The sequence below is a fragment of the Comamonas jiangduensis genome, assembly GCF_030162955.1.
GTDB classification, from domain to species: Bacteria; Pseudomonadota; Gammaproteobacteria; order Burkholderiales; family Burkholderiaceae_C; genus Comamonas; species Comamonas jiangduensis.
In genome coordinates, this window is sequence record NZ_JARXOV010000012.1 from 72,627 (window position 1) to 98,869 (window position 26,243).

General features: G+C 59.4%; 22 protein-coding genes, 2 tRNA genes and 1 riboswitch. Of the genes, 9 read left to right on the forward strand and 15 right to left on the reverse strand.

All coding sequences use genetic code 11. The features are described from left to right. Window positions 1–91: 91 nt before the first annotated feature. A complete protein-coding gene (locus tag QEP12_RS10765) occupies window positions 92–1,006 on the reverse strand; it encodes a LysR family transcriptional regulator (RefSeq protein WP_284214239.1) in 915 nt (304 codons plus the stop codon). A 350-nt stretch (window positions 1,007–1,356) separates the two neighbouring features. Here QEP12_RS10765 and QEP12_RS10770 point away from each other — a divergent pair, with 350 nt between their 5' ends. The 3 genes from QEP12_RS10770 to QEP12_RS10780 all read left to right on the forward strand — a co-directional run bounded on the left by QEP12_RS10770 (window position 1,357) and on the right by QEP12_RS10780 (window position 5,335). Continuing rightward, window positions 1,357–2,691 carry a DUF3100 domain-containing protein gene (locus QEP12_RS10770; RefSeq protein ID WP_284214240.1) on the forward strand — a complete coding sequence of 445 codons (1,335 nt, stop codon included), beginning with the start codon at window positions 1,357–1,359 and terminating at the stop codon, window positions 2,689–2,691. A gap of 43 nt (window positions 2,692–2,734) precedes the next feature. Then, window positions 2,735–3,916, forward strand: a complete 1,182-nt coding sequence (locus tag QEP12_RS10775) for a M20 aminoacylase family protein (protein ID WP_284214275.1) — start codon at window positions 2,735–2,737, stop codon at window positions 3,914–3,916. 339 nt (window positions 3,917–4,255) lie between these two features. Continuing rightward, a complete protein-coding gene (locus QEP12_RS10780; RefSeq protein WP_284214241.1) occupies window positions 4,256–5,335 on the forward strand; it encodes an alkene reductase in 1,080 nt (359 codons plus the stop codon). 184 nt (window positions 5,336–5,519) lie between these two features. Here QEP12_RS10780 and QEP12_RS10785 read toward each other — a convergent pair whose 3' ends face one another. Both QEP12_RS10785 and QEP12_RS10790 read right to left on the reverse strand, forming a co-directional pair. Further along, window positions 5,520–7,280, reverse strand: a complete 1,761-nt coding sequence (locus QEP12_RS10785; RefSeq protein ID WP_284214242.1) for a methyl-accepting chemotaxis protein — start codon at window positions 7,278–7,280, stop codon at window positions 5,520–5,522. Between the two features lie 60 nt (window positions 7,281–7,340). Next, complete coding sequence (locus tag QEP12_RS10790) at window positions 7,341–7,826, reverse strand: chemotaxis protein CheW (protein WP_284214243.1); 486 nt, start codon at window positions 7,824–7,826, stop codon at window positions 7,341–7,343. A gap of 165 nt (window positions 7,827–7,991) precedes the next feature. Further along, window positions 7,992–8,083: riboswitch (cyclic di-GMP riboswitch) on the reverse strand. A 242-nt stretch (window positions 8,084–8,325) separates the two neighbouring features. On the opposite strand from QEP12_RS10790, the gene QEP12_RS10795 reads away from it, so the two are divergent. Further along, window positions 8,326–10,086 (forward strand): amidohydrolase, encoded by a 1,761-nt coding sequence (locus QEP12_RS10795; RefSeq protein WP_284214244.1) that lies wholly within the window; start codon window positions 8,326–8,328, stop codon window positions 10,084–10,086. A 179-nt stretch (window positions 10,087–10,265) separates the two neighbouring features. Further along, the gene (locus tag QEP12_RS10800; protein ID WP_284214245.1) at window positions 10,266–11,252 is read left to right on the forward strand and encodes a Bug family tripartite tricarboxylate transporter substrate binding protein; all 987 of its coding nucleotides are present in this window, start codon (window positions 10,266–10,268) and stop codon (window positions 11,250–11,252) included. A gap of 187 nt (window positions 11,253–11,439) precedes the next feature. On the opposite strand, the gene QEP12_RS10805 is transcribed toward QEP12_RS10800, so the two are convergent. Together QEP12_RS10805 and QEP12_RS10810 are read right to left on the reverse strand one after the other, a co-directional pair. After that, complete coding sequence (locus tag QEP12_RS10805; RefSeq protein WP_284214246.1) at window positions 11,440–12,147, reverse strand: TerC family protein; 708 nt, start codon at window positions 12,145–12,147, stop codon at window positions 11,440–11,442. Window positions 12,148–12,277: 130 nt separating this feature from the next. Then, window positions 12,278–12,475, reverse strand: coding sequence for a hypothetical protein (locus QEP12_RS10810; protein ID WP_284214247.1), 198 nt, complete (start codon window positions 12,473–12,475; stop codon window positions 12,278–12,280). A gap of 11 nt (window positions 12,476–12,486) precedes the next feature. Between QEP12_RS10810 and QEP12_RS10815 the strand changes: the two genes are divergently transcribed. Continuing rightward, window positions 12,487–12,563 (forward strand) — tRNA-Gln (locus tag QEP12_RS10815). Between the two features lie 39 nt (window positions 12,564–12,602). Further along, window positions 12,603–12,679: transfer RNA gene (locus QEP12_RS10820), tRNA-Gln, on the forward strand. Window positions 12,680–12,824: 145 nt separating this feature from the next. On the opposite strand, the gene QEP12_RS10825 is transcribed toward QEP12_RS10820, so the two are convergent. The 7 genes from QEP12_RS10825 to QEP12_RS10855 form a co-directional block, all read right to left on the reverse strand. Beyond that, window positions 12,825–13,142: a DUF2322 family protein gene (locus tag QEP12_RS10825; RefSeq protein WP_284214248.1), complete on the reverse strand. Its 318-nt coding sequence runs from the start codon at window positions 13,140–13,142 to the stop codon at window positions 12,825–12,827. Between the two features lie 88 nt (window positions 13,143–13,230). Continuing rightward, on the reverse strand, window positions 13,231–15,135 hold the full coding sequence (locus QEP12_RS10830; RefSeq protein ID WP_284214249.1) for a UvrD-helicase domain-containing protein: 1,905 nt from the start codon (window positions 15,133–15,135) through the stop codon (window positions 13,231–13,233). Between the two features lie 240 nt (window positions 15,136–15,375). After that, window positions 15,376–15,849, reverse strand: a complete 474-nt coding sequence (locus tag QEP12_RS10835; RefSeq protein ID WP_348521125.1) for a hypothetical protein — start codon at window positions 15,847–15,849, stop codon at window positions 15,376–15,378. 11 nt (window positions 15,850–15,860) lie between these two features. Continuing rightward, the gene (locus QEP12_RS10840; protein WP_284214250.1) at window positions 15,861–16,337 is read right to left on the reverse strand and encodes an EVE domain-containing protein; all 477 of its coding nucleotides are present in this window, start codon (window positions 16,335–16,337) and stop codon (window positions 15,861–15,863) included. Window positions 16,338–16,457: 120 nt separating this feature from the next. After that, window positions 16,458–16,946, reverse strand: a complete 489-nt coding sequence (locus QEP12_RS10845) for a hypothetical protein (RefSeq protein WP_284214251.1) — start codon at window positions 16,944–16,946, stop codon at window positions 16,458–16,460. Window positions 16,947–17,030: 84 nt separating this feature from the next. Continuing rightward, window positions 17,031–17,285, reverse strand: a complete 255-nt coding sequence (locus QEP12_RS10850; protein ID WP_219164586.1) for a GlsB/YeaQ/YmgE family stress response membrane protein — start codon at window positions 17,283–17,285, stop codon at window positions 17,031–17,033. 97 nt (window positions 17,286–17,382) lie between these two features. Continuing rightward, complete coding sequence (locus tag QEP12_RS10855) at window positions 17,383–18,165, reverse strand: glutamine amidotransferase (protein ID WP_284214252.1); 783 nt, start codon at window positions 18,163–18,165, stop codon at window positions 17,383–17,385. A 192-nt stretch (window positions 18,166–18,357) separates the two neighbouring features. On the opposite strand from QEP12_RS10855, the gene QEP12_RS10860 reads away from it, so the two are divergent. Next, a complete protein-coding gene (locus tag QEP12_RS10860) occupies window positions 18,358–19,716 on the forward strand; it encodes an alanine/glycine:cation symporter family protein (RefSeq protein ID WP_284214253.1) in 1,359 nt (452 codons plus the stop codon). Between the two features lie 278 nt (window positions 19,717–19,994). Here QEP12_RS10860 and QEP12_RS10865 read toward each other — a convergent pair whose 3' ends face one another. The 3 genes from QEP12_RS10865 to QEP12_RS10875 all read right to left on the reverse strand — a co-directional run bounded on the left by QEP12_RS10865 (window position 19,995) and on the right by QEP12_RS10875 (window position 23,927). After that, window positions 19,995–20,990 (reverse strand): tyrosine-type recombinase/integrase, encoded by a 996-nt coding sequence (locus tag QEP12_RS10865; RefSeq protein ID WP_284214254.1) that lies wholly within the window; start codon window positions 20,988–20,990, stop codon window positions 19,995–19,997. Window positions 20,991–21,049: 59 nt separating this feature from the next. Beyond that, entirely contained in the window at window positions 21,050–23,104 is a 2,055-nt protein-coding gene (locus QEP12_RS10870) for a PAS domain S-box protein (protein WP_284214255.1), read from the reverse strand. Between the two features lie 172 nt (window positions 23,105–23,276). Beyond that, window positions 23,277–23,927, reverse strand: a complete 651-nt coding sequence (locus QEP12_RS10875) for a GntR family transcriptional regulator (RefSeq protein WP_219164592.1) — start codon at window positions 23,925–23,927, stop codon at window positions 23,277–23,279. A 122-nt stretch (window positions 23,928–24,049) separates the two neighbouring features. Between QEP12_RS10875 and scpA the strand changes: the two genes are divergently transcribed. Then, window positions 24,050–26,239 carry a methylmalonyl-CoA mutase gene (scpA, locus tag QEP12_RS10880; protein ID WP_284214256.1) on the forward strand — a complete coding sequence of 730 codons (2,190 nt, stop codon included), beginning with the start codon at window positions 24,050–24,052 and terminating at the stop codon, window positions 26,237–26,239. Window positions 26,240–26,243: the final 4 nt, after the last annotated feature.

Sequence of the window (26,243 nt, forward strand, 5' to 3'; positions counted from 1 at the left end):
AGGCTTGACACAGTCACAGTCACAGTCACAGTCACAGTCACAGTCCAGCCATTGGACATGCAGCAACGCAACGCCTAGGTTACGCAGTCCTTTATGCCGCTTCCTGAAACGCTTGCATACCTTGCATGCAGTACTGCAAAAAACGGTTGGCCGCAGGTGACAGCTGGCGCCCCGCACGGGTGATGAGTTGCACATCGGCGCTGAGCAGGGCAGGGTTGTTGATGGGCACGGCCACCACGCGGCCTTGCTGCAACTCGGTCGTGACCGCGCATTGGGGCAGCAGCGTCACGCCCTGGCCCGAGGTGACAAAGCCCATGAGTACGCTGATCAGGTTGCTGGTGAGTGCGGGCGAGAGACGGATTTTCTCGGCGTGCTCAGCGTATTCCACCAGTTGCCGGATGCCGTACACGCCCTGCAGCAGGGCCACGGGCCATTCGCTCAGTTGCTGCAGTGAGGTGTGGGCCATGCGGCTGAGCGGGTGGCCGGGCGCCACAATCGCATGCATGGGCTGGTGGGCACTGCCGCGGGAGGTGATGCGGCTGTCCGCAGGGGCGTAGTACACCAGCCCAATTTCTGCCGCATCTTCGCGCACGCGGCGCACGATTTCGTTGGTGCCGTAGATTTCCAGCGCAATCGAGACGTTGGGGTATTGCTGGCGAAACTGGCGGATGGGGCCTTCAATCAGCTCTTGCGCAAAGCCCTCACCGCTGACTACGCTGATATTGCCGCTGCGCAGCCCGCGCACGGCATCCACCTTGGCCAGCATGTCGTGCTGGTGGGACTGGTGCTGGCGGTAGTAGTCCAAAATCAACTGCCCGGCAGCGGTGGGCACCACGCCGGTTCGGTGGCGCTCGATCAGCGTGACGCTGAGTTCTTCTTCCAGCAAGCTGATCTGGCGGCTGACGGCCGAAGGCACAATCCCCAGCTTTTCTGCTGCGGCACGCACGGAACCATTGCTCACAGCTTCAAACAAATAACGAGCGCGGGAGTCTTGAAATGCGTGCATGGGGGGCGGGAGAAAGGCTGTTGTCGAGGGAATAGGCCGTGCAATGCGGTCTGCGATGGTACTGGGGTGTTCTGTTTTTTCGAACAGAAAACCAAAACAAACGCAATAAACACGCGGATATATTTTCCGTCCTTGGCAAGCGCATGCGCGCAGAGTGCTTCGCTCGGTGACTGCTGCTTGCCCCTGACGGCCGCCTGTGGCTTGCCGCGCAGGCGTTGTACAACCACCCGCTACGGACTTTGGCCGAGGGTGGCGCAGCGCGTGTGCGTGCACCGCAGGCTGCTTTTTGCTTTTCTCTATCGCTGCGTCACGCAGCCACTGCTATGGTGGCCGCGTGCAAAAGGATGCCAATGCGTACAGATGTTCAGCCCGGCAAGTCGCCGATGAACTGGGGGGTGGTAGTGCAAGTGTTTGCACTGGCACTGGTGGTTGCTGCTTTGTCCGAGTGGCTGGGCCCACTGCCCGTGGAGTTGGGTATTGGCAAGGTGGTGTTGTTGCCCATGATTTGGGCGCTGCTGATCGGCCTGGTGCTGGGGCTGCTGTCCAAGCGCATGCCCGCCCCCGTCAAGCTGGACTTGCACGGCCAGCACTTTGCCGCTGCCGTGTTGTCGTGCGCGCTGCTGCTGTTTATTGCCAAGCTGGGCTTGCTGGTGGGTGGCTCTTTACCGCAACTGGGCAAAGTCGGTTGGGCGCTGGCCCTGCAAGAGCTGGGCAACCTGATTGGCTGCATTTTGCTGGGCATGCCTGTGGCGCTGATGCTGGGCATCAAGCGCGAAGCCATTGGCGCGACGTTCTCCATCGGGCGTGAACCCGGCTTGGCCATTGTGGGCGAGCGCTTTGGCATGGATTCGCCCGAAGGCCGTGGCGTGCTGGCTGAATACATCACCGGCACCTTGATTGGCGCGATTTTCATCTCCATCTTGGCCGGTTTGGTCACCAGCTTGAACATCTTCCACCCCTACGCACTGGCCATGGGCGCGGGCGTGGGTTCGGGGTCGATGACTGCCGCAGCGGTGGGCGCCGTGGCGGCCCAGCACCCCGAGATGGCCGACCAGATTGCCACCTATGCGGCGGCGGCCAATTTGATCGCCACGACGCTGGGTACCTATCTGACGCTGTTCATCTCACTGCCTTTGGCCGTGCGCGCCTACCGCTGGATGGAGCCTTGGCTGGGCCGCAACCGCAAAGCCGTGGCGATTGACGATGGCAGCGCTGCAGCGCCGGCTGAAGTGGTGCACACGCCCTCTCTGAACTGGGGCATGCGCCTGCTGGCCTGGGTGATGGGTGGCTTGACCGTGCTGATTGCCAACCGCGTGGGCCATGGCGTGCCCATGCTGGACGCGCTGCCGGGCGTGGCCATCATCCTCGCCGTGGTGGTGGTGGGTGACATGATTTACGTGGGTACCCAGCGCAAGTTGCCTGCCGTGTGCTGGATCTCGTTTGTGGCCATGGCCATGACGTTCCCCAGCACACCCTATGCCGCCGAAGTGGCCGCACTGACGGGCAAGGTGAACTTCTTTGCCATGATTACCACCATGCTGACCTTTGCGGGCCTGGCGCTGGCCAAAGACATTCCTGCGTTCCGCCGCCTGGGCTGGCGCATTGTGGTGGTGTCGTTGATGGCCAACGCTGGCGTGTTCCTGGCCGCCACAGCGATTGCGCAGTTCTTTGTGGGCAGCTTGTAAGCGCGCCCCATCTGTTTGAAGGAGAGTTGCCGCCATGAGCGCTATCGACAACACCCCCCACTGGCCCACGCAAGACACCTTGCAAGCGTGGCGCCACGACTTTCATCGCCACCCTGAAACCGCGTTCCAGGAGCACCGCACCAGCGCCCGCGTGGCCCAACTGCTGCAAAGCTGGGGGCTGCAAGTGCACACGGGCCTGGCAGGCACCGGCATTGTGGCCGTGCTGCATGGCAGCCGTGGCGCTGGCCCCAGCATTGGTTTGCGGGCCGATATGGATGCGCTGCACGTGCATGAGCTCAACACCTGCGCGCACAAGTCGGTGCATGAAGGGCGCATGCATGCCTGCGGCCATGATGGCCACACCACCATGCTGCTGGGTGCTGCCCAGACGCTGGCCGCCCAGCCTGACTTTGCGGGCACGGTGCATTTCATCTTCCAGCCTGCGGAAGAAAACGAGGGCGGCGCCCGCGCCATGATGGCCGACGGGCTGTTTGAGCGCTTTCCCATGGATGCCGTCTACAGCCTGCACAACTGGCCCGGTCTGCCCGTGGGCAGTGCTGCCGTGCATTCCACGGCCGTGATGGCGGCTTTTGACATTTTTGATCTGACGCTCACGGGCCAAGGCTGCCACGCGGCCATGCCGCACCTGGGCAAAGACGCGCTGCTGGCCGCGTGCCAGCTGGTGACGCAGCTGCCCGCGCTGATTGCGCGCGAGCAAGAAGTGCACAAGCCCGCCGTGCTGAGCATCACCAGCTTCCACGCCGGTGACACCTACAACGTCATGCCCGAAGCCATCAAGCTGCGCGGCACCGTGCGCTGCTTTGACATGGCCCAGCGCGCGCGCATTGAGCAGCGCTTTCGCGATGCCATTGCAGCCACCTGCCAGCTGCATGGGCTGACCGCCGAGCTGGACTACCGCGTGAGCTACCCCGCCACCATCAACCACCCGGTGCATGCCGAGGTATGCGCCGAGGTGCTGGCCCAGGTGCTGGGCGCTGACAAGGTGCACCTTGATCTGAAGCCCAGCATGGCTTCCGAAGACTTTTCCTTCATGTCGCAAGCGCGCCCCGGTGTCTATATCTGGATGGGCAATGGCGAAGACAGCGCCTCACTGCACAACCCCCAATACGACTTCAATGACCAGGTGCTGCCTTGGGGCGTGAAGTACTTTGTGGCACTGGTGCACGCTTTGCTGCGCGATGGCAAGTTGCCTGCGTCGGCCTGACGGTATCACCATGCGTTGGTGTGCTGCTGCCGTCAGGTGTGCAGTGTGGGAAAGCCGGGTTCATCCCGGCTTTTTGCTGGGTGCTTGCCGGCCATTGCTTCATTAACCGTAGCTGGTGGCGTGCATATTGCATGGTTTTCAGGCTTATTGATTTGGAAATCGTAGGTTTTGCAAGCGCTTTTAGCTCTCTTTTCGAGAGCATCTGCCACAAGCGTACGCCTGCACCGTCATGAGTGGCTGCATTTTTTGCAGGCCCTTGGCATTGAAAAACGCTGAATGCACGCCATATGAAAGGCACAGGCTGGTCAAAAGCCTGTCTTTTTTATGGCTGAAACATTCATGACCCAACAACTCCAACAAGCTTTCAACATTGGCTCTGTGACCTTGCCCAATCGCGTGGTGATGGCACCCTTGACCCGCATGCGTGCCTTTGATGCGCGTACACCCGGTGATCTGCAGGTAGAGCACTACCGCCAGCGTGCCAGTGCAGGGTTGATTTTGACGGAAGCCACCTCGGTCAGCCCCCAAGGCGTGGGCTACCCCAACACCCCCGGTATCTGGTCGCAGGCGCAAGTCGCAGGCTGGAAGCGCGTGACCGATGCTGTCCATGCCGAAGGCGGCCATATTGCGCTGCAACTGTGGCACGTCGGCCGTATTTCAGACCCGGAACTGCTCGATGGCCAACTGCCCGTAGCGCCCAGCGCGATTGCCCCCGAAGGCGAGGTCAGCGTGCTGCGCCCCAAGCGTCCCTATGTCGTGCCACGCGCGCTGGAGACTGCAGAAATTGCCGGCATCGTGCAAGACTTTGTGCAAGGCGCACGCAATGCCAAGGCCGCCGGTTTTGACTTTATCGAAGTGCACGCTGCCAACGGCTACCTGTTTGACCAGTTCTTGCACGATGGCAGCAACCAGCGCACCGACCAGTACGGCGGCAGCATCGAAAACCGCGCACGCTTCCTGTTTGAGGTGATTGACGCTTTGCTGCAAGAGTGGCCCGCCGAGCGCATCGGCGTGCACCTGAACCCCATGAGCAACACGCACAGCATGCACGACAGCAACCCCGTGGCGCTGTTCAGCTATGTGGCCGAGCAGATCGAAGCGCGCAAGCTGGGTTTCATCTTCTCGCGCGAAGAGTTGAAAGGCGGCGTGCTGCCCATTGGCCAGCATATGCGCAAGATTTACAGCGGCACCTTCATTGCCAATGACGGCATGAGCCAGCAAGACGCTGAAAAGCTGCTGGCTAGCGGCGCAGCCGATGCGGTGGCGTTTGGGCGTGTGTTTATTGCCAACCCCGACTTGCCCGCACGCTTTGCGCAGGGCGCAGCGCTGAACCCCTTGGTGGCCCAAACCATCTACAGCGCCGATGCCACAGGCTACAACGACTACCCCACCTTGGATGCCGCTGTGGCGCAGGTGTGAGCCCAGTTGCAAGACGCGGGCGCAGGGCCAGTGCCTTGCAGCCATAAAAAAAGCCAGTCTCAGGACTGGCTTTTTTGTTGTAAGCGCATAACTTTTAATAGCTGCGAGCGCTTGCTAGGTAAGGGCTACCAAGGGTTTTAAGTCTTAAAGCACCTGGCGGTGCAAGCGCTGCACGGTGAGGAGGTTAGAAGCTTTCCCACTCGTCGTTGGCATGGCTGGCTGTGGCCGGTGCCTTGGCTTTAGGGGCGGCGGGTGTGGACAGGCTAAGCGCCGCTGGCTTTTTGCCAGTCACAGAAGTGGTGCTGGCAGGGCGTGCTGCGCTGTTGTCTGCAGGGGCCATGGCAGGGCGCGCAGCGGCGGTGCTCATGCGGCTGGCCAGCGGATCAGTGCCCAAGCTGCCAGAGGTGTGGGACAGCTTGAATACCGCGACCGCCTGCACCAGATCTTGGGCTTGGCCGTGCAAACTGGTAGCGGCGGCAGCCATCTCTTCGACCAAAGCAGCATTTTGCTGGGTGGCCTGGTCCATTTGCGTCACCGCTTCGCCTACCTGGGCCACACCGGCGCTTTGCTCGGAGCTGGCAGCGCTGATTTCGCCCATGATGTCGGTCACGCGGCGGATGCTGCTGACCACTTCATCCATCGTGGCGCCGGCTTGGTCGACCAAGGCTGTGCCTTGTTCCACGCGCTGCACGCTGGCCGTGATGAGGTTTTTGATTTCCTTGGCCGCTTCGGCAGAGCGACCCGCCAAGCTACGCACTTCACCGGCCACCACCGCAAAGCCACGGCCTTGCTCGCCGGCGCGGGCTGCTTCCACGGCTGCATTCAAAGCCAGAATGTTGGTCTGGAAGGCAATACCGTCAATCACGCTGATGATGTCGGCAATCTTGTTGCTCGATTCGCTGATGCCCTTCATGGTGTCTACCACCTGGGCGACCACCTGACCACCTTGCACCGCCACGTTGGAGGCATTTTGGGCCAGCTGATTGGCTTGTTTGGCGTTGTCGGCGTTTTGCTTGACGGTGGAACCCAGCTCTTCCATAGAAGCCGAGGTTTCTTCCAGCGCAGACGCCTGGCTTTCAGTACGGGCCGACAGGTCTTGGTTGCCGTGGGCAATTTCCGAGCTGGCCGTGGCCACGCCGTCCGAGCCTTGGCGCACGGTGCGCACCACCTGCGAGAGGCTGTTTTGCATGTCACGCAAGGCCTTGCGCAACTGGCCAATTTCATCGCCGCTGTGGATGGTCACTTCCTGGCTCAAATCGCCTGCGCCAATGCGCTGGGCAATCGCACGGGCACCTTCTACGCCGTTGGCAATGCCGCGCGACAAGCGCCAGCTGATAAGCACGGCCAACGCAACGGCCAGCAGGCACAGCACTGCAGACAGCTGGTAGAGCTGGCTGAACATGGCTTTCACTTCTTGCTCGGCAGCGGCCACGGCATTGGCTTCACCGTCCACCATCTCTTGCGTTGCCTGAATATAGGCATCCGTGGCTGGAATGAACTTGGTGCGCACAAAGTTCTGCACCGTCTGGTCGTCAGAGGACATGCGCATCTGATTGACTTCTTCGCGGGTGCTCAGCCAGACCTTGCGCAATTCGCCCACTTTCTGAGCGCGCTGCAGCGATGCTGGTCTGTCTTGCGCCATGCTCAAAAAGGCTTTTTGCTTCTCATCGGTGGAGCGTGAGGTCGATGCCATGGATTCTTTGAAAAAATCCAGCATGGCATTGCTCTCGGCAAAACCCACCGCCAAAGAACGGGCCGAGTTTTGGCGCACATCACCTTGCCAGGCGCTGGCAATCTTGAGCAGGGCAGAAGAGCGCTGCATTGCGGTGGTGGCATCGGATACTTTTTCGACTTGCCAAGCCGCTGTTGCTGCGGTGATGAGGAAAATCAAAATCACTAACGCAAAACCTAAATTGAGTTTGTGCGATATTTTTAAATTATTCATGAATGTCTCGGCGGTTATATTGGTATTGGTATGAAGGTGCAATCGCACCTCGTTAATAAATTATTCGGCAATAATCTTTGAGGATTGAGAGATAACACCAATTTCAGCACTGGTCATAAATTGCTCAATATCCATCAAAATCAGCATGCGGGCAGCATCTGCCTGGCTCAGTGTGGCAATGCCCACAATATGCTGCGAAGCCACGGCGTTGCCAAAATCAGGGGCAGGTTTGATGTCTTCGGCCTTCAACGCCACGACGTCTTGCACGGCATCCACTACCATCCCCACCACGCTCTCAGCGACATTCAGCACAATCGTGACGGTCTGGTTGTCATAAGATGGTGCAGAAATACCCAGCTTAATGCGCAAGTCGACAATCGGTACGATGGTTCCGCGAAGATTTAAAACACCCAGAATATAGGCGGGAGCATTGGCAATATGGGTGGCGATTTCATAACCGCGAATTTCCTGAACTTTCAGAATATCGATGCCGTATTGTTCGCCGCCGAGCTGAAAGCTCAGATATTCACCTGCGTGCTGTTTCATAGTATTTGATTTTTGCTTTGTAATATGGAAGAGCAAGCATTGGAAAGCGGAAAACCATGTGCTTGCGTGATCAGCAAAAATCAAGGTCGTAAATACACAGGGGCGCGGCTGGCGTCTCTGTGCTTGCACGAAATATGTCACCATCTTGTAGTGCGCATTCCTGCAAGTGGCAACCCCGCTATCTTTTGCTGCTGACGCAGCCGGTAGACCGGAGGCTTTGCGACCTTCGCTTTCGCTGAAGTGTGCCAAACCGCGGATCATAAGAAGATTTGACGTATGCCGGTGTAAGTGCTTTTTTTAATCCCGATGAAATTAATTTCAAGTGACTTTGCGTGAGTATTGTGCGATGCAGCAAATTGGGCGATCACCTCATTGCATGGCGCGGCACCGCACCAAAAAACGTGTGGTGCAGCACAAAACTAGGTACGCTCTTTGTTGCAGCCACCGTGTGGTTGCGGCGGTGGCCAGCACTGGCTACACATGATTGAAGGGGCACAGCATGGCGATATTGCGCAGACAGTTTGCCGCCGCCTTGGCGGTGACGGGCTTGGGAGTCGGGTTGGCGGGGTGTGCGGTCTCCCAGGAACGTGCAAGCAGCACCCCTGTGGGCGTGGCCGATTCGCTGTATTGGAACGGCCCCATCTTGACCATGAATGATGCCCAGCCCCAGGTAGAGGCCGTGGCCGTGCGCACAGGGCGTATTGTGGCTGCAGGCACTCGTGTGGACGTGGCCCGCTGGCAGGGGTCAACCACCCAGGTGGTGGACTTGCAAGGGCGAACGTTGATTCCGGGTTTTGTCGATCCGCACAGCCATCTGGGGGGCGTGGGGCTGCAGGCCATCTCTGCCAATTTGCTGCCGCCGCCCGATGGGCCCAACACGGGAATCGCGCAGTTGCAAGAGACTTTGCGCGGCTATATCAGCACCTCACCCGATGTACGTGAACTGCAAGTAGCGTTTGGTTTTGGCTACGACGACTCGCAGCTGAGTGAACGGCGCCACCCCACGCGCGACGAGCTGGATGCGGTGTCCACCACTTTGCCGATTGTGGCGATTCACCAGTCGGGGCACTTTGCGGCCTTGAATAGCAAGGCGCTGGAGCGCGCAGGTATTACGGCGCAAACCCCAGACCCACAAGGTGGCGTCATCCGCCGCCTCACCGGTTCGCGCGAACCCGATGGGGTGCTGGAAGAGAACGCTTATTTCGGCGCCTTGCAGCACCTGATGCCCCGGTTGACTGTGGAGCAGTCGGTAGGCTGGCTGGAAAAATCGCAGGCGCTATACTTGCAGTTTGGCTACACCACGGTACAAGATGGCCGCGCTGACCCCGGCGGTGTAGACACTGCGATTGCCGCAGCCAAGATGGGCAAGTTGAAAGTAGACGTCGTGTCTTACCCCGACATTCTGACCATGGGCGAGGGGCGCTTTATGCAAGGCCCGTACTACAGCCGCAACTACCAGCAGCACTTTCGCATTGGTGGGGTGAAGCTGACGCTGGATGGATCGCCACAAGGCAAAACCGCCTGGCTGACCCAGCCGTATCTGCAGCCCCCGGCGGGCCAGCCGGCCAGCTATGCGGGCTACGGCGTCATGAGCAGTGCGCAGGCCACGGCACAAATAGAGAAAGCGTTTGCCAACAACTGGCAAATTCTGGTGCATGCCAATGGCGATGCAGCGATTGACCAGATGATTCAAGGGGTGCAGGCCGCACGCGCACGTTACGACGGTGCAGGCACGCTGCAAGACCGCCGCCCGGTGCTGATCCACGGGCAGACGCTGCGCCGTGACCAGGTGGATACGATCAAGGCGCTGGGCATCTTCCCCTCGCTGTTTCCCATGCACACCTATTATTGGGGTGACTGGCACCGCAGCTCCGTGCTGGGCGATCCGCGGGCGCAAAACATCTCGCCCACCGGGTGGGTGCTGGCGCAGGGCATGCGCTTTACCACCCACCACGATGCGCCCGTGGTGCCGCCATCCTCCATCCGTGTGCTGGATGCCACGGTCAATCGCACCACCCGCAGCGGTCAGGTGCTGGGGCCAGAGCACCGCGTCAGCCCCTGGATTGCGCTGCAAGCCATGACCTTGTGGCCTGCCTGGCAGCACTTTGAGGCCGAGCACAAGGGTTCGATCGAAGTGGGCAAGCTGGCCGATCTGGTGGTGCTCTCTGGCAACCCCCTGACCGTGCCGCACGCGCAGCTGATTGATTTGAAAGTGTTGCAAACCATCAAAGAGGGCGTGGTGGTGTACCAAGCCCCTTGAAATCCCTTCAAGGGGCGTTTGAATTTTCTAAAAAGTGAGCTTCTAGCGCTTGATGCATCAGCGCTAGAAGCCTTTTTTATGCTTGAAAAAAGCAAATTCCAAGGGTTTGCATGGGGGAGCGCTGTATCCGGTCACTTCTACACTGATTGTCGCCAAACAATCCAATGGGAGACAAAAAAATGACGGTATCGCGCAGAACCTGTTTGCAAGCTGGTGTGGCCGCTGCGGCAGGTGCTTGGCTGGGTGCAAGCCCTTCGCTGGCCTTGGCCAGCAAGGCATTTCCGACCCGTGCCATCAAGCTGGTGGTGGCTTTCCCCGCAGGTGGGCCGACAGACCTGACCATGCGCCAGCTGGCTGAAAACGCCTCCAAAATTCTGGGCCAGCCCATCATTGTGGAAAACCGCCCCGGCGCTTCGGGTTCGCTGCCTGCCGCGCAGCTGCAGTCCACCGTGGCCGATGGCTACACCATTGCCCAGTTGCCAATGAGCGTGATGCGCCTGCCTTTCACCACGGGCCTGAAGTGGAACCCCGTGGATGATTTGAGTTACATCCTCAACGTGACTGGCTATGCATTTTGCATGGTGGCCAGCACGCAGTCCGGGCTGAAGAATTGGCAAGAGGTGGTGGCGTGGGCCAAGGCTAACCCCGGCAAGCTGACCATTGGGAGCACCGGCACCTATACCTCGCCGCACGTCACCTCGGCCATCATTGCCCAGCAACTGGGGCTGGACGTGGTGCACGTGCCGTACAAGGGCTCCGCCGAGCTGATGCGCGCCACCATGGCGGGCGAAGTCATGGTGGGGGCCGATACCAGCGCAGTGATTCCCTATGTTGACCAAGGCCGCATGGTGGCGCTGAACGTCTGGACCGAAAAGCGCCTGCCCACACTGCCCAACACCCCCACGCTGATTGAGCTGGGTTTGCCCACCACCCAGTATTCGCCTTTTGGCTTGGTAGGCCCCAAAGGCATGCCTGCCGATGTGCTGACACGCCTGCACGATGCCTTCAAGCAAGCCATGGAGATGGACAGCTACCAGGCCATGTTGCAGCGCTTTGAGATGCTGCCTATCTATATGAATAGCCAAAGCTACCGCCAGTTTGCCGTGGAGTCGACCGCCAAGGAAAAAGCGGCGTTGGCCAAGCTGGGGCCGATGGCAGGCGCTTGAATCTTTCAAAATAAGAGCTGCCAGCGTGCATGCAGCCTGGGTTAGGGCTGATTTTGATTGATTTTTAACGGGCCGCATCAGCCACATCTGATGTGCTGTCGCATCAAAAAAAGCGGCTTGCAGGGCGTGCAAGCCGCTGAATGGGGCGGTGACAAAAAGGTAAATTACCACGGCTGCGCTGCAGCCGTCAGCGCAAGGACTGCTGCAACGCTGCCGTTTTGCGCTGCTGTAGATGGCGGCCCACGGCCAGTACCAAAGCCGCACCCAGCACTGCGGCAACGTATTTGAGTGCGGGGTACTGCTGAGCCACGCTGTCCAGCATGTGGTCGTTGACGATAGTTTCGCCCGCCACCCAGCCAATCAGGCCTGCGCCCAGCAGCACAATCCAAGGGAAGCGGTCCATCAACTTGATCATGAGGCTGGAGCCAAACAGTACCAGCGGAATGCTCAAGGCCAAGCCGAAAATCAGCAGTGTCATATCGCCTTGGGCGGTGGCGGCCACGGCAATCACGTTGTCCAGGCACATCACCAAGTCCGCCATCAAAATGGTACGAATGGCGGTGAATATGCCGCGTTGCTTGCTGCCTTTGCCCTGGGTGTTGTCATCAGTGGCATCGTCGCCTTGGAGCAGGCTCACCCCAATCCATAGCAGCAAGCAGCCACCGAGAATTTCGAGGAAGGGCAGTTGCATCAGCTTGGCCGCCACCACGGTCAGGGCAATCCGCAACGCGATGGCAAAGCCAGCACCCCACAAAATGGCTTTGCGCTGCTGCTCTGGCGGGAGGGAGCGCGCGGCGAGGGCAATAACTACGGCGTTGTCCCCGGAGAGGATGACGTCAATCCAAATAATTTTGAAGATGCCGATCCAGAAATCGGCCGTCAGCAGGGTTTCCATGCGATTGAGTGTAGGAACGGTTACAAGTGGCCGGGGCAGGGCGCAGTCATGCATTCGCTGGTGGCATGGGCATGGAGGCTGTGCTTTACAAATGCCTGCAACAGGCGCATAAGTAATCAAACATAGCTATTCAAAGCCTGTGTCTGTCAAAAATGCCAGTGACCCGCTGCAGGCGTCTGGCAGAGGCTGTGCCGGGTTCATGGGCTGATTTGCATAAAAAATATGCAAGCTTGGTGTGCGTTGCTGAAAAACTAATCAGCAGGATAAATCTTGTCTGCAATTTTTTGCGTTTTTCATTTTTTGCAGCAAAAAGTGACGGCATAATCACGGCTTCTCTCAAGGGGAGTCGCCAAGTTGGTTAAGGCACCGGATTTTGATTCCGGCATGCGAGGGTTCGAGTCCTTCCTCCCCTGCCAGATTTAGTTCTGGTTTGTTTACGCAAATCAGAGCGCCGTAGGGGAGTCGCCAAGTTGGTTAAGGCACCGGATTTTGATTCCGGCATGCGAGGGTTCGAGTCCTTCCTCCCCTGCCACACCACAAAAAACCAAACCCAGTCAGCAGATGCTGAGTGGGTTTTTTTTACGCCTGTGCGGGAGCGGGTATGGGCGGTGGATGCCACTCGTGCTCATTGCTGTGCGCCGCCTCCCAAACCATTTCTGGCCCACTGGGTCAGGCGCTTAGCGCTGCACCAGTTGTACTTGCAGAGCTTCGCCGCTGTCGATGATGTGAAACAGGCGGTCAATATTGGGGTGGCTGCCGGGATGCAGGCGTGCCGCTTCGGTGTGCTCGGCAAACAATGCCAGTCCTTCGTGGGCGGCTGCCACCGTAATTTGGCCGCCATGGCGAGCTGCCAGTGCGTGGTAGACGCGCACCGAGCCTGCTTTGCCGGGCTGATTGGGAATAGCGGTCACCAGTTGGCCCTGTGCATCGCGCAGCTGGAGTTCAGCCACATGGTCGACAGAGGGCAGTTGTTGCAGGTTATCGGCAAAGGCCATGGCAAGCTTTCTAGAGAATTGAAAAAGAGTAAAGGGCGATTGTGCTGCTGTGTTGGCAGTGCTAGGGCTCTGCCGCAGATTGCGTGAGTCAGGCGTCGAAGGCGCTGATGCGGTGCTCTGTATGCTCCAGCAACCACAGCTTGCGCTTGGCACGTGTCATGGCCACATACAGCCGGTTGCGTTCCAAAAATGCAGTGGCTTTGGCAGCAGGTGCAGGAAAACGCCCGGGCTTGAGGAAGGGCAGTGCCACGTAGTCAAACTCCTGGCCCTTGGCTTGCTCAATGCTCAGCAACTGAAAATCAAAGCCTGTGCCATAGCTCCATGCTTTGTGGGTGCGTTGTGCCAGGTCGGCCACACGCTGCAAGACTTGTGGTGCGCTCAGCCCCGCGATCGCCGCCATAAAGCTTTGTACGCGTGCGCGCAGACGCGCTTTGTCGTCATCGGGCATGGGGGTGCCTGCAAACAGCCCCCACACATCGGCTTGTTCCAGCAGCGCTTGGGCATTGCTTTGCAGTGCCAAGGGCAGCTTGAGAAAATTGCCAAACGCCGCAAAGTTGCGCTGGCCGCCTTGCAGGCTCTGCTCACCAATCAGAAAACGCCAGATGGCTTGCGGGTTGGCATGCATTTGTGCAGCCATGGCGGGCAGCTCACTGTCGGCTTGTTGGTGGTCGATACGGCCTTTGCCAAAGTACAGCGCGCCGTCCACAAAGGCGGACAGGATGCGCGCATCCAAGATGCAGGTGCTGCTTTTCCAGTCGGGCGCTTGCATGCCGTGGGCATACAGCAGCCCCAGCAGCAAAGCAATTTCACGTTGCAGGTAAAAATGCTGCAGGCCATGCAAGCTGGCAGTTTTGCCTGCGCTGTCCATCGCCAGCTCAAGCGCGGTGGCGTCGTGCGGGTGGCGCAAGATCACGGTCAAGGGCGCGTTGGCTGGAATAGAGGCCTTGGCTTGCAGCAGTTGGTCTATGCACTGCGCATCGTCTTTCCACTGCCAGTAGGTGACGGTGCTGTAGCGCGTGCTGGGCGCTTTCATGTCGACCTGAAACCACTGGTTCACCGCCTGTGCAATCTGCGGGCCAAAGCGGCGCGACTGGGTGAGTGGCAGGCTGTGGGTAGGCTGGGGCAGAAAATCAACCAGTTGGTGCAACTGGTCTTGGAACACCGACCAGGCTTGGTCTTCAATGTGCTGGTTGAAGTCGCCGGCGCCCAAAAACTGGGCATTGCTGGCCACGAGCATCTGGCGCAACACGGTCAGCGACGCCAGATCCAGGTCGTGCATTTCATCCAGCAGCACCAGGTCATAGGGGGCCTGCAGTTCAGGTGCATCGTCTTGCGCCAGTGCGTAGGTGCAGTCGCCTTCGGCGTAGTAGGCCGTGTCACCGCAGTGGTCAATGCGCAGCCGCTCATAGGCCGCGAACAGACGTGCTTGGGTGTAGTCCAGCATGTGTGCATCGCAAAATTCGGCCAGATCAGCTCCTTCGTCGCGCACGCGTTGCAGCAGCAGCGTTTTTTTGGCCGCGCGGTTGAAGGCGGCAAACGCCTGCATATCGACCTCGGTGGGCAGCTCCAGGCGCTCATCGGGCTGGCGCTCCAGTTGCTCTGCAAGATGCTGCAGGGCCTGCCGTGCGTGCTGGCGCAGTTCCTGCGGGTCGGTCAGAAAGCGCAGGCCGGGATCGGTCTGGCGCAAACTGCGCGCGCACCAGCGCTCCAGCGTGGTGATCTGCACCGTGGCGGGCTTGCTGCGCACCAGCATTTGCAGGCGTTGCTGGAAGGCCTCTACCCCTGATTTGGAGTAAGCCAGCACCAGAATGCGCGCCTCGGGGTTGCTGCGCAGCGCCTGCACGGCGCAGCACGCCAGCGTGGTGGTTTTGCCCGTGCCCGCCAGTGCCGCAATGATGGCAGAGGGCTGTGTGCGGTGGACGATGGCCAGTTGCTCGCTGCTGAGCAGCAAGGGTTGGCCATGTTCGGTGTCAAAGGCGTTGGGGCGTTGCATGGGTGTGTAGGCGTGAAAACTGTACAAATATACAGTTTCTGTAAAAACAGCACCCCAAGCCTACCGCATGGCGAGGCCGCTGCAGAGGGGGCGCCAATGCGGCCGTCGACAGGGCTGTTGTCACCAGTAGGTAAAAGGGATGTGCAGAATTTGAGCAAAATATGCCTCCAGGCCAATATAGACAAGCGCAGGCAGCTATGTTTTTATGTGGTTTGAATGGGCGTTATGGGCGCCAAGCGCTTAGCTCCCGCCATCCTTGCGGATACCAGGGCCCAGCCCCATGCCCATCCCTGCGCCGCCAGTGCCACTACCTTGAGCACCGACACGGTTGCCCGCACCCGCTGGGCTTTCGGCATTGCCGCTGCGCCGGCCAGTCGATGCCGTGCTGCTGCTCGGGCGCAGTGGCCCCTGGTTGGGGATGGTGACATCGGGCGGAATGGCTTCCAAATACAGCGCCGCGCGGATGAACTGCCGCAAGCTGCAGACCAAGGCCGCGGTTTGCACCGGGCGACCGGCCACCATGTCTTGCGCCGCTTGCGCTGCCATGCGCACTTGTTCTTCGGTGCCCAGCAAAATAATGTTGGACAGCGCGGCCTCCACCGTGTCGCGGGTGCGGCGCTGGCGCTCTGAATTGCCTCCGGTGACGGCACTGTCGACATCGGGCAGCAGGCCTTCGTCCGCAGGCACATCTGCGTGGGCGCGCGCGTTGCGCAATTTGCTGACGCTTACTTCAAGATGACCTGCATGATGTAGTCCCACTCCTGGGGCGTGACGGGGGTGATCGACAGCCGGTTGCCCCGTTGCAGCACACGCATCTGCGCCAGGGCGGTGTGCTCGCGCAACTCCGCAATCGAGACATAGCGTGTTTTTTTCACGGCCTGCACATCCACCAGCAGCCAGCGGGGCTGGTCGGGGGAAGACTTGGGGTCGTAATACGGATCAGCGGGGTCAAACTGGGTGGGATCTACGCGCAGATTGCCTGCAATCCGGGCGATGCCGTGGATGCCCGGCTCTGCGCAGCTGGAGTGCCAATACAGCACGCCATCCCCGACTTGCATCTGGTCGCGCATAAAGTTGCGCGCCTGGTAGTTGCGCACGCCGGTCCACGGCATGAGCTGGCCGGGAGCATTCAACGCGTGGTCGATGGAGTATTCGTCGGGCTCATTTTTCATGAGCCAGTATTGCGGGGTGGTGCTGGTCATGTCCTGATTTAAGCATTGCGTGCCCAAGGGTTGAGGGGCATACAACCCAAAACCTGCACAGTTGGTGGGTGCTGTGCCGCTGTGCAACGGTGTGCGCGCCGTGCAGGTGCGGCCGGTGGATTAGGCGCGCGTGGCATCAGCGCTGGGCTGTAGCGCCTGGGCCTGTGCCACCACATGGGCGCAATCATTGATATGCCGCTGGCCCAAATAACGCAAAGCCCCATACCCGACCACGGCCGCAATGGCTTGCCCGGCAAACGGGATGAACTTGGCAAATTGCTTGGCGCCCATGCGTGCGCCTACCGTGCGGGCAATGCGCAACACCATTTGGCGCGTGAGCAACTGGCCAATGAAGACCGAGCCCACCAAAGCCACGGTTTTTTGCACTTGGTCGCGCACGGTGGGATCCAGGGCATCCAATTGCTCGGGCGCCAAGCCGAATTCTTCGCTGATATCAGGCAGCAGCTTGGACAAAATGGCCGCATCCACGGCCCAATCCAGCCCCGGAATAGGAACCGCACTGGCCGCACCTGCCCACAGGGCACGCTGATGCAGCTTGGCGCGGCTGCGTTCAATGGCTTGCTGCAAAGCAGCGGAGGTAGTGGGCATATGCCCAAGCTCAGGATGGCGTTGCGCGCCTTGTGTCGTCATAGGCCAATCAGATGCATCAAGGTGTGCGATATGGCAGTGGTATTACTTGGTCTTGCTGCTCACCAGGTTGTAGAGGAACAGAACCACGATGGCGCCAATGATGGAAGCAATCCATCCCGCGCTGCTGCCCGGTGGGTAAAAGCCCATGGCCTGTCCGGCGTAGCTGGCCAAAAACGAACCCACAACGCCCAGCACGATGGTCATGATCCAGCCCATATCGTCATCACCGGGCTTGAGCGCCCGTGCTATCAAGCCCACGACCAAACCAACCAGCAAGGTGCCGAGTAATGCCATCATCTGCAATGCTCCTAAAAAGTGAATGCAGTCACTCTAGACATATTCTGGGTAGCCGCACGTCGGACAGCGTCGGTTGTGCGTGCTGATGCAAGTCCGATCAGGCCGCACAGCGCCCTGCCGTTTGTTGCGCAGCCCAGTGCTGGGTATGCAGCATGAATTGGTAGAGCAGTTGGGCCGCATCAGGGGTTGCGCTGCAGTGCAACTGGCGTGGTGGCAGGCTGCTGGCGCCGTGTTTGGCCAAATCCTGCACCACGTGGTCGATATAGCGCTGCATGGCTTCCTGGCTGAATTCGGGGTGGAACTGCACCCCCCAGACGTTGTTGCGCCAGCGAAAGGCTTGGTGGGGTTCGTGTGAATTACCCGCCAATACGCAAGCGCCTGGTGGCAGACGGCGCACGCTTTGGTAGTGCACCACATTGGCCTCAAAACGCTGCGGCATGTGCTGCCACAGCGGGTCTTGCGAGACGTCGGCCTGGATGGCGATGGGGACAGTGCCCAGCTCCAGACCGGCAGGGTGCATGCTGACCTGGCCTCCAAGCAGCTGTGCCAGCAACTGGTGGCCAAAGCAAATGCCCAGTACGGGAACGCCCGCCATGCAGACGCGGTGCAGCCATTGCGCCAGTTCCTGCATCCAGGGGGCGCTGTCGGTCACCATGTCGTGCGAGCCGCTGATCACCACCCCGGCGCATTGCTGTGGGTCTGGGTAAGCCACGCTGCCGTGCGTGGTGTTGGCTGCGTGCAGCAGGGCCATCGCCGGGCGCTGCGCCGCCTGAACATGTGCTGGGGCCAACCCGGTGGCAATCCAGTGCTCAAAATCCCCCAGTGTGTGGGCAATGGGTGCAAACGTGCTCCCAGCCTTGACGATGTACAGCGTGCGCATAGCGGCCTTTGATTGGTGAAATCTATGCGCAAAACGAAGCAATTTATGCGCCAGAGCATGTTTTGCTGAAGGGAAAAGGGCGCAACTCGCTGCGCAGCACGCATCGTGGGTGGAGAATGTCGCCATTGTGTTTTGCGAGGGTGCCACAGGCTGGCAGCGGCGCAGACGCTAGAAATTCAAGAAAAACACGCTATGCAACAACTCACAGAATGGCTCCAAAGCCTCAACGGTTTGGTTTGGGGTGTCCCGATGATCGTGCTGATTTTGGGGACTGGTTTTTATCTCCAGCTGCGTTTGGGCTTTATGCCCTTGCGCAATATTGGCTACGGTTTCCGCATGATCTGGAAGAGCCGCTCGGTCGATGCCAAAGAGCACGGCGATATCTCTCCGTATGCGGCGCTGATGACGGCTTTGTCAGCCACGGTGGGTACCGGCAACATTGCCGGGGTGGCCACCGCGATTGCCGTGGGGGGCCCCGGAGCAGTGTTTTGGATGTGGATGACGGCTTTGGTCGGCATGGCCACCAAGTACGCCGAGGTGGTGCTGGCGGTGAAGTACCGCGAAAAGAACGCCAAGGGCCAGTGGGTGGGCGGTCCCATGTACGCCATCAAAAACGGGCTGGGCGCCAACTGGCGCTGGCTGGCTACGGCATTTGCCATTTTTGGTGGTTTTGCCGGCTTTGGCATTGGCGCCATGGTGCAGGCCAACGGTATTTCTTCGGCCATGCACAGCGCGTTCGGGCTGCAGACCTGGGTGTCGGGCCTGGTGATTGCGGTACTGACGGCTGCGGTGGTGCTGGGCGGTATTACCCGCATTGGCGCGGTGGCGGAAAAGCTGGTGCCCGCCATGTGTGTGGTTTACATCTTGTGTGTGCTGTGGGTGCTGGGCACGTTTTATACGGAAATTCCGGCCGCTTTTGCACTGATCGTGCGCGAAGCCTTCAGCCCCACGGCTGCGGTGGGCGGTTTTGCGGGCTCGACCGTGCTGATGGCCATCCGCATGGGGGTGGCGCGCGGTATTTTCTCCAACGAGGCAGGCTTGGGCACGGCTGGTATTGCGCAGGCCGCAGGCCAGAGCAAAGACCCGGTGTTTTCGGGCATTGTGGGCATGATGGGCACGTTCATTGACACCATCATCGTGTGCACCATGACGGGGCTGGCGATTGTGGTCAGCGGCGTGTGGAGCAGCGGTGCCAGTGGTGCCGTGCTGAGCACGCAAAGCTTTGAAGCTGCCATGCCTGGGTTTGGCAAGTATTTGCTGGCGATCAGTTTGGCCGTGTTTGCCTTCACCACCATCTTGGGCTGGGCCTATTACGGCGAGAAGTGCTGGAACTATCTGGTTGGCCCGGTTTGCGAAAAGCCTTTCCGCCTGCTGTGGGTGGCGGGCGTGTTCACGGGGGCCGTGGTGACGCTGGACGTGGCGTGGCTGGTGGCCGATACGCTCAACGCTTTGATGGCGATTCCCAACCTGATTTCGCTGTTGCTGCTGTCTCCGGTGGTGATCAAGCTGACCAAGGATTATTTCGCGGCCAAGCAAGCGGGCCAGAAGTAATGCCTCTGGCCGGAGTCTGGGGCGGTCACTTTGCGTAATGCAGGGCTTGCCTAAGCTGTGTGAGCACTAGTAAGTCGCGGGTAAAACTCAAAAATAAGAGCTGCCAGCGCTTGTAATTGCTTGGTTTTAGATGAAAAAGCATCTGAAATCAAAGCACAACAAGCGCTGGCAGCTATTTTTATGGGAGTGCCAAAGCCCAGCGAGGCTTGGGCGGTTTGCGCCGCCGCGTTACAGCCTCGGGTGCAAACTGAGGCTAAGGTTCTGGCTCAGAGTCCGTATCAGTTCAGCGCGATTTCTTCAGCGATGTAGGCGCGCAAATGCTGCAAGGCGTTGGGGCTTTTCATGCCTGCGCGCTCCAGCACCTCTTGCACGCTGCAGCCCGCATCCAGCCACTGCACCAGCACCGTGTTGCGCAGCACCTGCGGGCCCATGCGCGCAGGCTCGTCCAACCGGCTGGCAGCAGCGGCTTGCTTGAGGGTTTTGGTTACCAAGTGCAGCAAGGTGTGGTTGGACAGCTGCGGCGCTTTGCGGGTGCAAAACAATGCTGGCTGGCCTTGCATGGCGTGGTAGCCCGCACGCGCTTGCAGCCAGTGGCGCAGGGCGCCATCCAGTTTGGCGGAGATAGGCAGGGTGCGGCTTTGCTTGTCGCGCTCACCCTCAATTTGCAGCGCCACGATGGTGCGGGGCGCTTGCTCTTGCTCACTCCAGCGCAGGTGGCCAAGTTCCAGCAAGCGCACTTCCTCGGGCGTCAGGCCCAGTTCCATCAACAGCATGAGCACGGCGCGGTCGCGGCAGCTGATGAGGTCGTCCGGCTGGGGAATTTGCCGCTCCAGCGCCCGCCACATCCGCGCTGACAAGACGGCGCCTTTGGGGTCTTCACTGGGGGGCATGTCTTGCGCCGTAATCCCTTGCGCCGGATTGCTGGCTGCCCAGCGGTGCAGCACGGCGTGGTCATACACACGATCGAGCACGCGCCAGTAGCGCCGGCGGGTGATGTCGCTGGGCTTGGTGTGTTTCGGGCTTTGCGGGCCGTGGTTGATGAAGGCCAGCACCTGCTGCGGCGTGGCATGCGCCCAGGCGTGGGGATCGCCACCGCCGTCAGGGGCCAGAAAGCGCAGCCACGAGTGCCAGATAAACCCGTACGGTTTGGCTGCATTGGGGCTTAAGGGCTCCCAGGGGTTTTGGCCGCAAGTGAGCAGCCAGTGGTCAAACGCGTTGTCACCGCGCATCGCCACCAGCGCGGGTGTTTCAGGAGCTTCAATACAAGAGGGCATGCAAAAAATAGAGCAACAGGTGCAGTCAGGCAGCCATTGTGCGGCATGTTTGCCCGCTTTTAGTGGGGCAGCGGCTTGGGCTGGGTATGCAAAGGCCGCAAATCATCCACGGCCAGCGCTATCAACTCACTGGCTGTCCCCATGGCATGTAAGGTACTGGTGCAGCCCAGCTGAATTTCATCAACCGCGTACTGGCAGTAATTGATATGGCTGTCGCTCATGGATTGCTCCAGGCGCTGCACCAAGGCGTGCAATGTTTCGGCGTCGTCGATGCCTGTGAGCAGCAAGGCGAGCTGGTCATCCGCCCAGCGCGCCAGGGTGTCGGTGCTGCGCAGTTGCAGTTGCAGCTGCTGCGCCATCAGTTGCAGTGCCCCAGTGTGATCGGGACTGGCGGGTTGTATGGACGGGGCGGGGCGGGCAATTGTTTTGACCAGCATCACGCCCAGATGGGTGGATTTGCGTTTGGCATTCAGCAAGCTGCTGCTCAGGCGCTCCATGAATAATTTGTGCGCAGGCAGGCCCGTTGCGCTGTCGTGCCAATCTACGCTGGAGCGTGCAGCCTCTGGCCCGGGGCGCTCGCTCACATCGCTGATGACGGCAATGAAGTGCTGGGTGCGCTGGTGCTCATTGAGCACCGGAGAGATGGACAGGCGCTGTATCCACAGCGTGCCATTGCGGCGCGTGACCATGATTTCGCTTTGCCAGTACTGCTGGGAAGCCACGGTTTGCCACAATTTACCCATATCGGATGGAAAGTCGGCCTCTTCATAGAGCGCTTCTAATGCCTGGCCCACACATTCTTCGCGCGACTTTTCCATCAGCCGCAAAAAAGCCGGGTTGACGTCGGAGATGTTGTGGTTGGCATCCACAATCGCCACGCCTTCGCGCACGTGCTGGAAGACGCTGGCCGCAATGCGCAACTGGGCGTCGGTGCGTTTGCGCGCGGAGATGTCTTGCAGATAGCCAACAAACAGGATGCCGGAAGGCGTCGATGCTTTACCGATGGCCAGATGCAGCGGCACATGCCGACCATCTTTGCGCTTGCCCAGCACTTCACGGTCAGTGACCGTGATGGCTTTTTCGGGGTGGCCGACGTGTTTTAGAAGGTGGGCGTCATGTTGCTCGGCCAAGGGCGAGGGCATCAACATTGAAATATTGCGGCCAATGACCTCGTCTTTGGCATACCCAAAAATGCGTGCGGCTGCGGGGTTGAAATCCTGTACCAGACCGCGCTCGTTGATGGTGATAACGCCATCAACCGCCGTATCTACCATGGCGTTCAGGCGGGCATCATGCACCGCCAAGGCTTGCCACAAATCGCGGTAACGCAGCACCGCATGGGCCAGCCCCAAAATGACAAACACTATGCCGGTGGTGGCAGCAATCGCCAGCGACAGCGTTTGGTGGTTTTCTAGCCCTGTGGGTTGCAGCTGGCTGGCCATGGGGTGGTGACTTAAATCAAAGCGCATGGCGTGCATGGCCACATAGTGCATGCTGGCCATTGCCACCGTCAGCAGCAATGGCGGCAGCAGCCGCCACGCCCAGTGCAGGTTTTCAAGGCCGCGTTGGTACAGCCAGCGGTGTGTTGCAAAAGCCGCAATTGCAAAGACTGGGCCCAGCAGCAGGGAAAGCAGAAACTGTGGGAGCAGAAAGTGCAGCTGCGCTTGCAACTGCATGGCGGCAATCCCGCTGTAGTGCATGGCAGCAATACCGAGGCCCACCAAGAAGCCGCTGGTGACAATCCGCTGGTTGGAAGGATGCTTGACCTGCAAAGCGTGCAACGCCAGCCAGGCTGCCACCATCCCGGGAATGATGGACAAGAGGATGCCCAGGGTGTCATAGCGCACCGGCATGGGTAGGCGCATTGCCTGCATGCCCATAAAGTGCATGGCCCAAATACCCAGCCCCAGCAGCATGCTGGCGCACAGGAGCAAAACGCGGCGGTGACTGGTTAGGGAAGTGCGTCGGTTGGTGTGCGCCATATACAAGGCGGCGCAGTTGCTGCCAAAGGCTATCAGCAACGACAGTAGAACCAGGGCGGTGTTGTGGCTGGCCTGCACCAAGGGGCTTGCCAGGGGCGTGTGAGCGCTGTCAGAAACAAATGAACCAAGCACGTTGGTGTCCTTTGAAGCAAGTGGGTCGTCAAAGCTGCAATCGAATCAACATTACATGACAGCCTTGATTGTCACTGAACACCGGCAAAAAACAAGCAGTAAGAGTGCGCGGGTGCATGGCAGTGTCTTTGTGTGGCGGGTCAGTACAGATAGCTCTTGTAGAGCGCCGGGTTTAGCTGCGGGATGCAGCAGCGGCCAAGCCATTGCGAAAATGCGCCTGCATAGCTTGGCGCGTGGCTTCGGCGTTGCGGTTGTTGAGATGCTGCATGATGGCGCTGTGCTCTTTCAGGCTGTCTTCAATACGGCCACGCTTGAACAAGGACTGGTGGCGGTTCAGCTTCATGACCTTGCGTAAATCGGCCACGGTTTGCGATAGAAAGCGGTTGTCACACATGGCCAGCAACGCCATATGAAACCGTTCATTGATGTGAAAGAACTGGTCGGCATTGCTGACGGCCTGTTCTAAATCGTGGTGCAAATCGTGCAGTTGCTGCAACTGCTCATCGCTGGCTTTTTCGGCAACCACGGCAGCCGCATCGCTTTCCAGCAAAGACAGCAGGTGGTAGACGTCATGCAAATCTTTTTCTGAAACCTCCGTCACATAGGCACCGCGTCGGGGTTTCATGGTCACCAGCCCTTCGGCGGCCAACACTTTCAGCGCTTCGCGCAAGGGGGTGCGGCTGATGCCAAATTTTTCCACCATCTTCATCTCGTCGATCCAGCTGCCGGGCTCTAATTCCCGGCTGTAAATTTGCTGGCGAACGAGCTCCGCAACCTCTACATACAGAGGCTTGGGAGTGAGCAGGGCGGTGGTTTCCGTCATAGGTTTTTAGGGGCTAACCCTAGGTCTGTGCATGTGGTTATGTATTCATAATTATGAATAATGAGCGGTGCTGATCAACTGGCGTTTACCAGCACAAAACCACAACGGAGACTGTTTTAGCCATGGGTAATGATGTCAAACAAGGCCAAGCTGCGGCCAATGGGAGTGCGGTATTTTCAAGCAACAATTTGGCAGATTGGGAAAAAGCCTCTGCCAAAGCCGCTCCCGGTGGCGATGTGCGCAATCTGAACTGGACAACGCCCGATGGCATTGAGGTCAAGCCGTTGTATACGGCTGCCGATACTGCAGACCTGCCCTATACCGACACCTTGCCCGGTTTTGCCCCCTACATCCGCGGCCCCCAGCCCACCATGTACGCAGGCCGCCCTTGGACGATTCGCCAGTACGCGGGTTTCTCAACGGCGGAAGAATCGAATGCTTTTTATCGCAAGGCATTGGCGGCTGGCGGTCAAGGCGTGTCCGTCGCCTTTGATTTGGCCACGCACCGTGGCTACGACAGCGACCATCCCCGCGTAACCGGTGATGTCGGCAAGGCTGGGGTCGCCATTGACTCGGTCGAAGACATGAAAGTGTTGTTTGACCAGATCCCGCTGGACAAGGTCTCGGTCTCCATGACCATGAACGGCGCAGTACTGCCGATTCTGGCCGGTTATGTGGTGGCTGCTGAAGAGCAGGGCGTGGCGCAAGACCAGCTCTCTGGAACCATTCAGAACGACATCCTGAAAGAGTTCATGGTGCGCAACACCTACATCTACCCGCCCCAGCCGTCGATGAAAATCATTGGCGACATCATCGAGTACACGAGCCTGAACATGCCCAAGTTCAACTCGATCTCGATTTCGGGCTACCACATGCAAGAAGCCGGGGCCAACCAGGCGCTGGAGCTGGCCTTTACGCTGGCCGATGGCAAGGAATACGTCAAAACCGCGATTGCCAAGGGCATGGATGTGGATGCATTTGCTGGCCGCCTGTCTTTCTTCTGGGCCGTGGGCATGAATTTCTACTTGGAAATTGCCAAGATGCGCGCCGCCCGCCTGCTGTGGTGCCGCATCATGCAGGGCTTTAATGCCAAGAGCCCCAAGAGCCTGATGCTGCGCACGCACAGCCAGACTTCGGGGTGGAGCTTGACCGAGCAAGATCCCTATAACAACGTGGTGCGCACCACGATAGAGGCCATGGCCGCCGTGTTTGGCGGCACCCAGTCGCTGCACACCAATGCGCTGGACGAAGCGATTGCGCTGCCGACCGAGTTCTCAGCCCGCATTGCGCGCAATACGCAGCTCATCATCCAGGAAGAAACCCACATCACCAACGTGATCGACCCCTGGGCGGGCTCGTACATGATGGAAAAGCTCACCCAGGAAATGGCGGACAAGGCCTGGGCCATCATTGAGGAAGTGGATGCCATGGGCGGCATGACCGCAGCGGTGGACAGTGGCTGGGCCAAGCTCAAGATTGAAGCGGCTGCCGCTGAAAAGCAGGCGCGCATTGACTCTGGCAAAGAAGTCATTGTGGGCGTCAACAAATACAAGCTGGCCAAAGAAGACCCGATCGAGATCTTGGACGTGGACAACGTCAAGGTACGTGACAGCCAGATTGCGCGCCTGAAAGATATCAAGGCAAAACGCGATGCAACCAAGGTGCAGCAAGCGCTGGATGCTCTCACAACTGCAGCGCAGTCGGGCCAAGGCAATCTGCTGGAGCTGTCCATCCAGGCCGTGCGCCTGCGCGCGACAGTGGGTGAAGTTTCTGATGCGCTGGAGAAGGTGTATGGCCGCCACCGCGCTGATACGCAAAAGGTGACCGGTGTGTACGCTGCCGCTTATGACTCCGCCGCAGGCTGGGATCAACTCAAGTCTGAAATCAACACGGCCTCTGAGCAACTGGGCCGCCGTCCTCGCGTAATGATTGCCAAGTTGGGCCAAGACGGCCACGACCGTGGTGCCAAAGTGGTCGCAACGGCCTTTGCCGATTTGGGTTTTGACGTGGATATGGGCCCACTGTTCCAAACACCTGAAGAGTGCGCCCGCCAGGCCATTGAAAACGACGTGCACGCCGTGGGTGTCTCCACCTTGGCAGCGGGGCACAAAACCTTGGTGCCAGCGATCATTGAAGAGCTCAAAAAACAAGGTGCAGACGACATCATCGTATTTGTCGGCGGCGTGGTGCCCGCGCAAGACTATGACTTTCTCTACCAAGCAGGGGTCAAGGGCGTGTACGGCCCCGGCACGCCCATCCCTGCCAGCGCCAAAGATGTGCTGGAGCACATCAAGCGAGCCGCTTCGGTGTAAGCGC

Coding starts and splice junctions, on each gene's coding strand:
- QEP12_RS10765 (WP_284214239.1), bottom strand. CDS start 1,006: ATGCACGCATTTCAAGACTCCCGCGCTCGTTATTTGTTTGAAGCTGTG.
- QEP12_RS10770 (WP_284214240.1), top strand. CDS start 1,357: ATGCGTACAGATGTTCAGCCCGGCAAGTCGCCGATGAACTGGGGGGTG.
- QEP12_RS10780 (WP_284214241.1), top strand. CDS start 4,256: ATGACCCAACAACTCCAACAAGCTTTCAACATTGGCTCTGTGACCTTG.
- QEP12_RS10785 (WP_284214242.1), bottom strand. CDS start 7,280: ATGAATAATTTAAAAATATCGCACAAACTCAATTTAGGTTTTGCGTTA.
- QEP12_RS10790 (WP_284214243.1), bottom strand. CDS start 7,826: ATGAAACAGCACGCAGGTGAATATCTGAGCTTTCAGCTCGGCGGCGAA.
- QEP12_RS10795 (WP_284214244.1), top strand. CDS start 8,326: ATGGCGATATTGCGCAGACAGTTTGCCGCCGCCTTGGCGGTGACGGGC.
- QEP12_RS10800 (WP_284214245.1), top strand. CDS start 10,266: ATGACGGTATCGCGCAGAACCTGTTTGCAAGCTGGTGTGGCCGCTGCG.
- QEP12_RS10805 (WP_284214246.1), bottom strand. CDS start 12,147: ATGGAAACCCTGCTGACGGCCGATTTCTGGATCGGCATCTTCAAAATT.
- QEP12_RS10825 (WP_284214248.1), bottom strand. CDS start 13,142: ATGGCCTTTGCCGATAACCTGCAACAACTGCCCTCTGTCGACCATGTG.
- QEP12_RS10830 (WP_284214249.1), bottom strand. CDS start 15,135: ATGCAACGCCCCAACGCCTTTGACACCGAACATGGCCAACCCTTGCTG.
- QEP12_RS10840 (WP_284214250.1), bottom strand. CDS start 16,337: ATGACCAGCACCACCCCGCAATACTGGCTCATGAAAAATGAGCCCGAC.
- QEP12_RS10845 (WP_284214251.1), bottom strand. CDS start 16,946: ATGCCCACTACCTCCGCTGCTTTGCAGCAAGCCATTGAACGCAGCCGC.
- QEP12_RS10850 (WP_219164586.1), bottom strand. CDS start 17,285: ATGATGGCATTACTCGGCACCTTGCTGGTTGGTTTGGTCGTGGGCTTG.
- QEP12_RS10855 (WP_284214252.1), bottom strand. CDS start 18,165: ATGCGCACGCTGTACATCGTCAAGGCTGGGAGCACGTTTGCACCCATT.
- QEP12_RS10860 (WP_284214253.1), top strand. CDS start 18,358: ATGCAACAACTCACAGAATGGCTCCAAAGCCTCAACGGTTTGGTTTGG.
- QEP12_RS10865 (WP_284214254.1), bottom strand. CDS start 20,990: ATGCCCTCTTGTATTGAAGCTCCTGAAACACCCGCGCTGGTGGCGATG.
- QEP12_RS10875 (WP_219164592.1), bottom strand. CDS start 23,927: ATGACGGAAACCACCGCCCTGCTCACTCCCAAGCCTCTGTATGTAGAG.
- scpA (WP_284214256.1), top strand. CDS start 24,050: ATGGGTAATGATGTCAAACAAGGCCAAGCTGCGGCCAATGGGAGTGCG.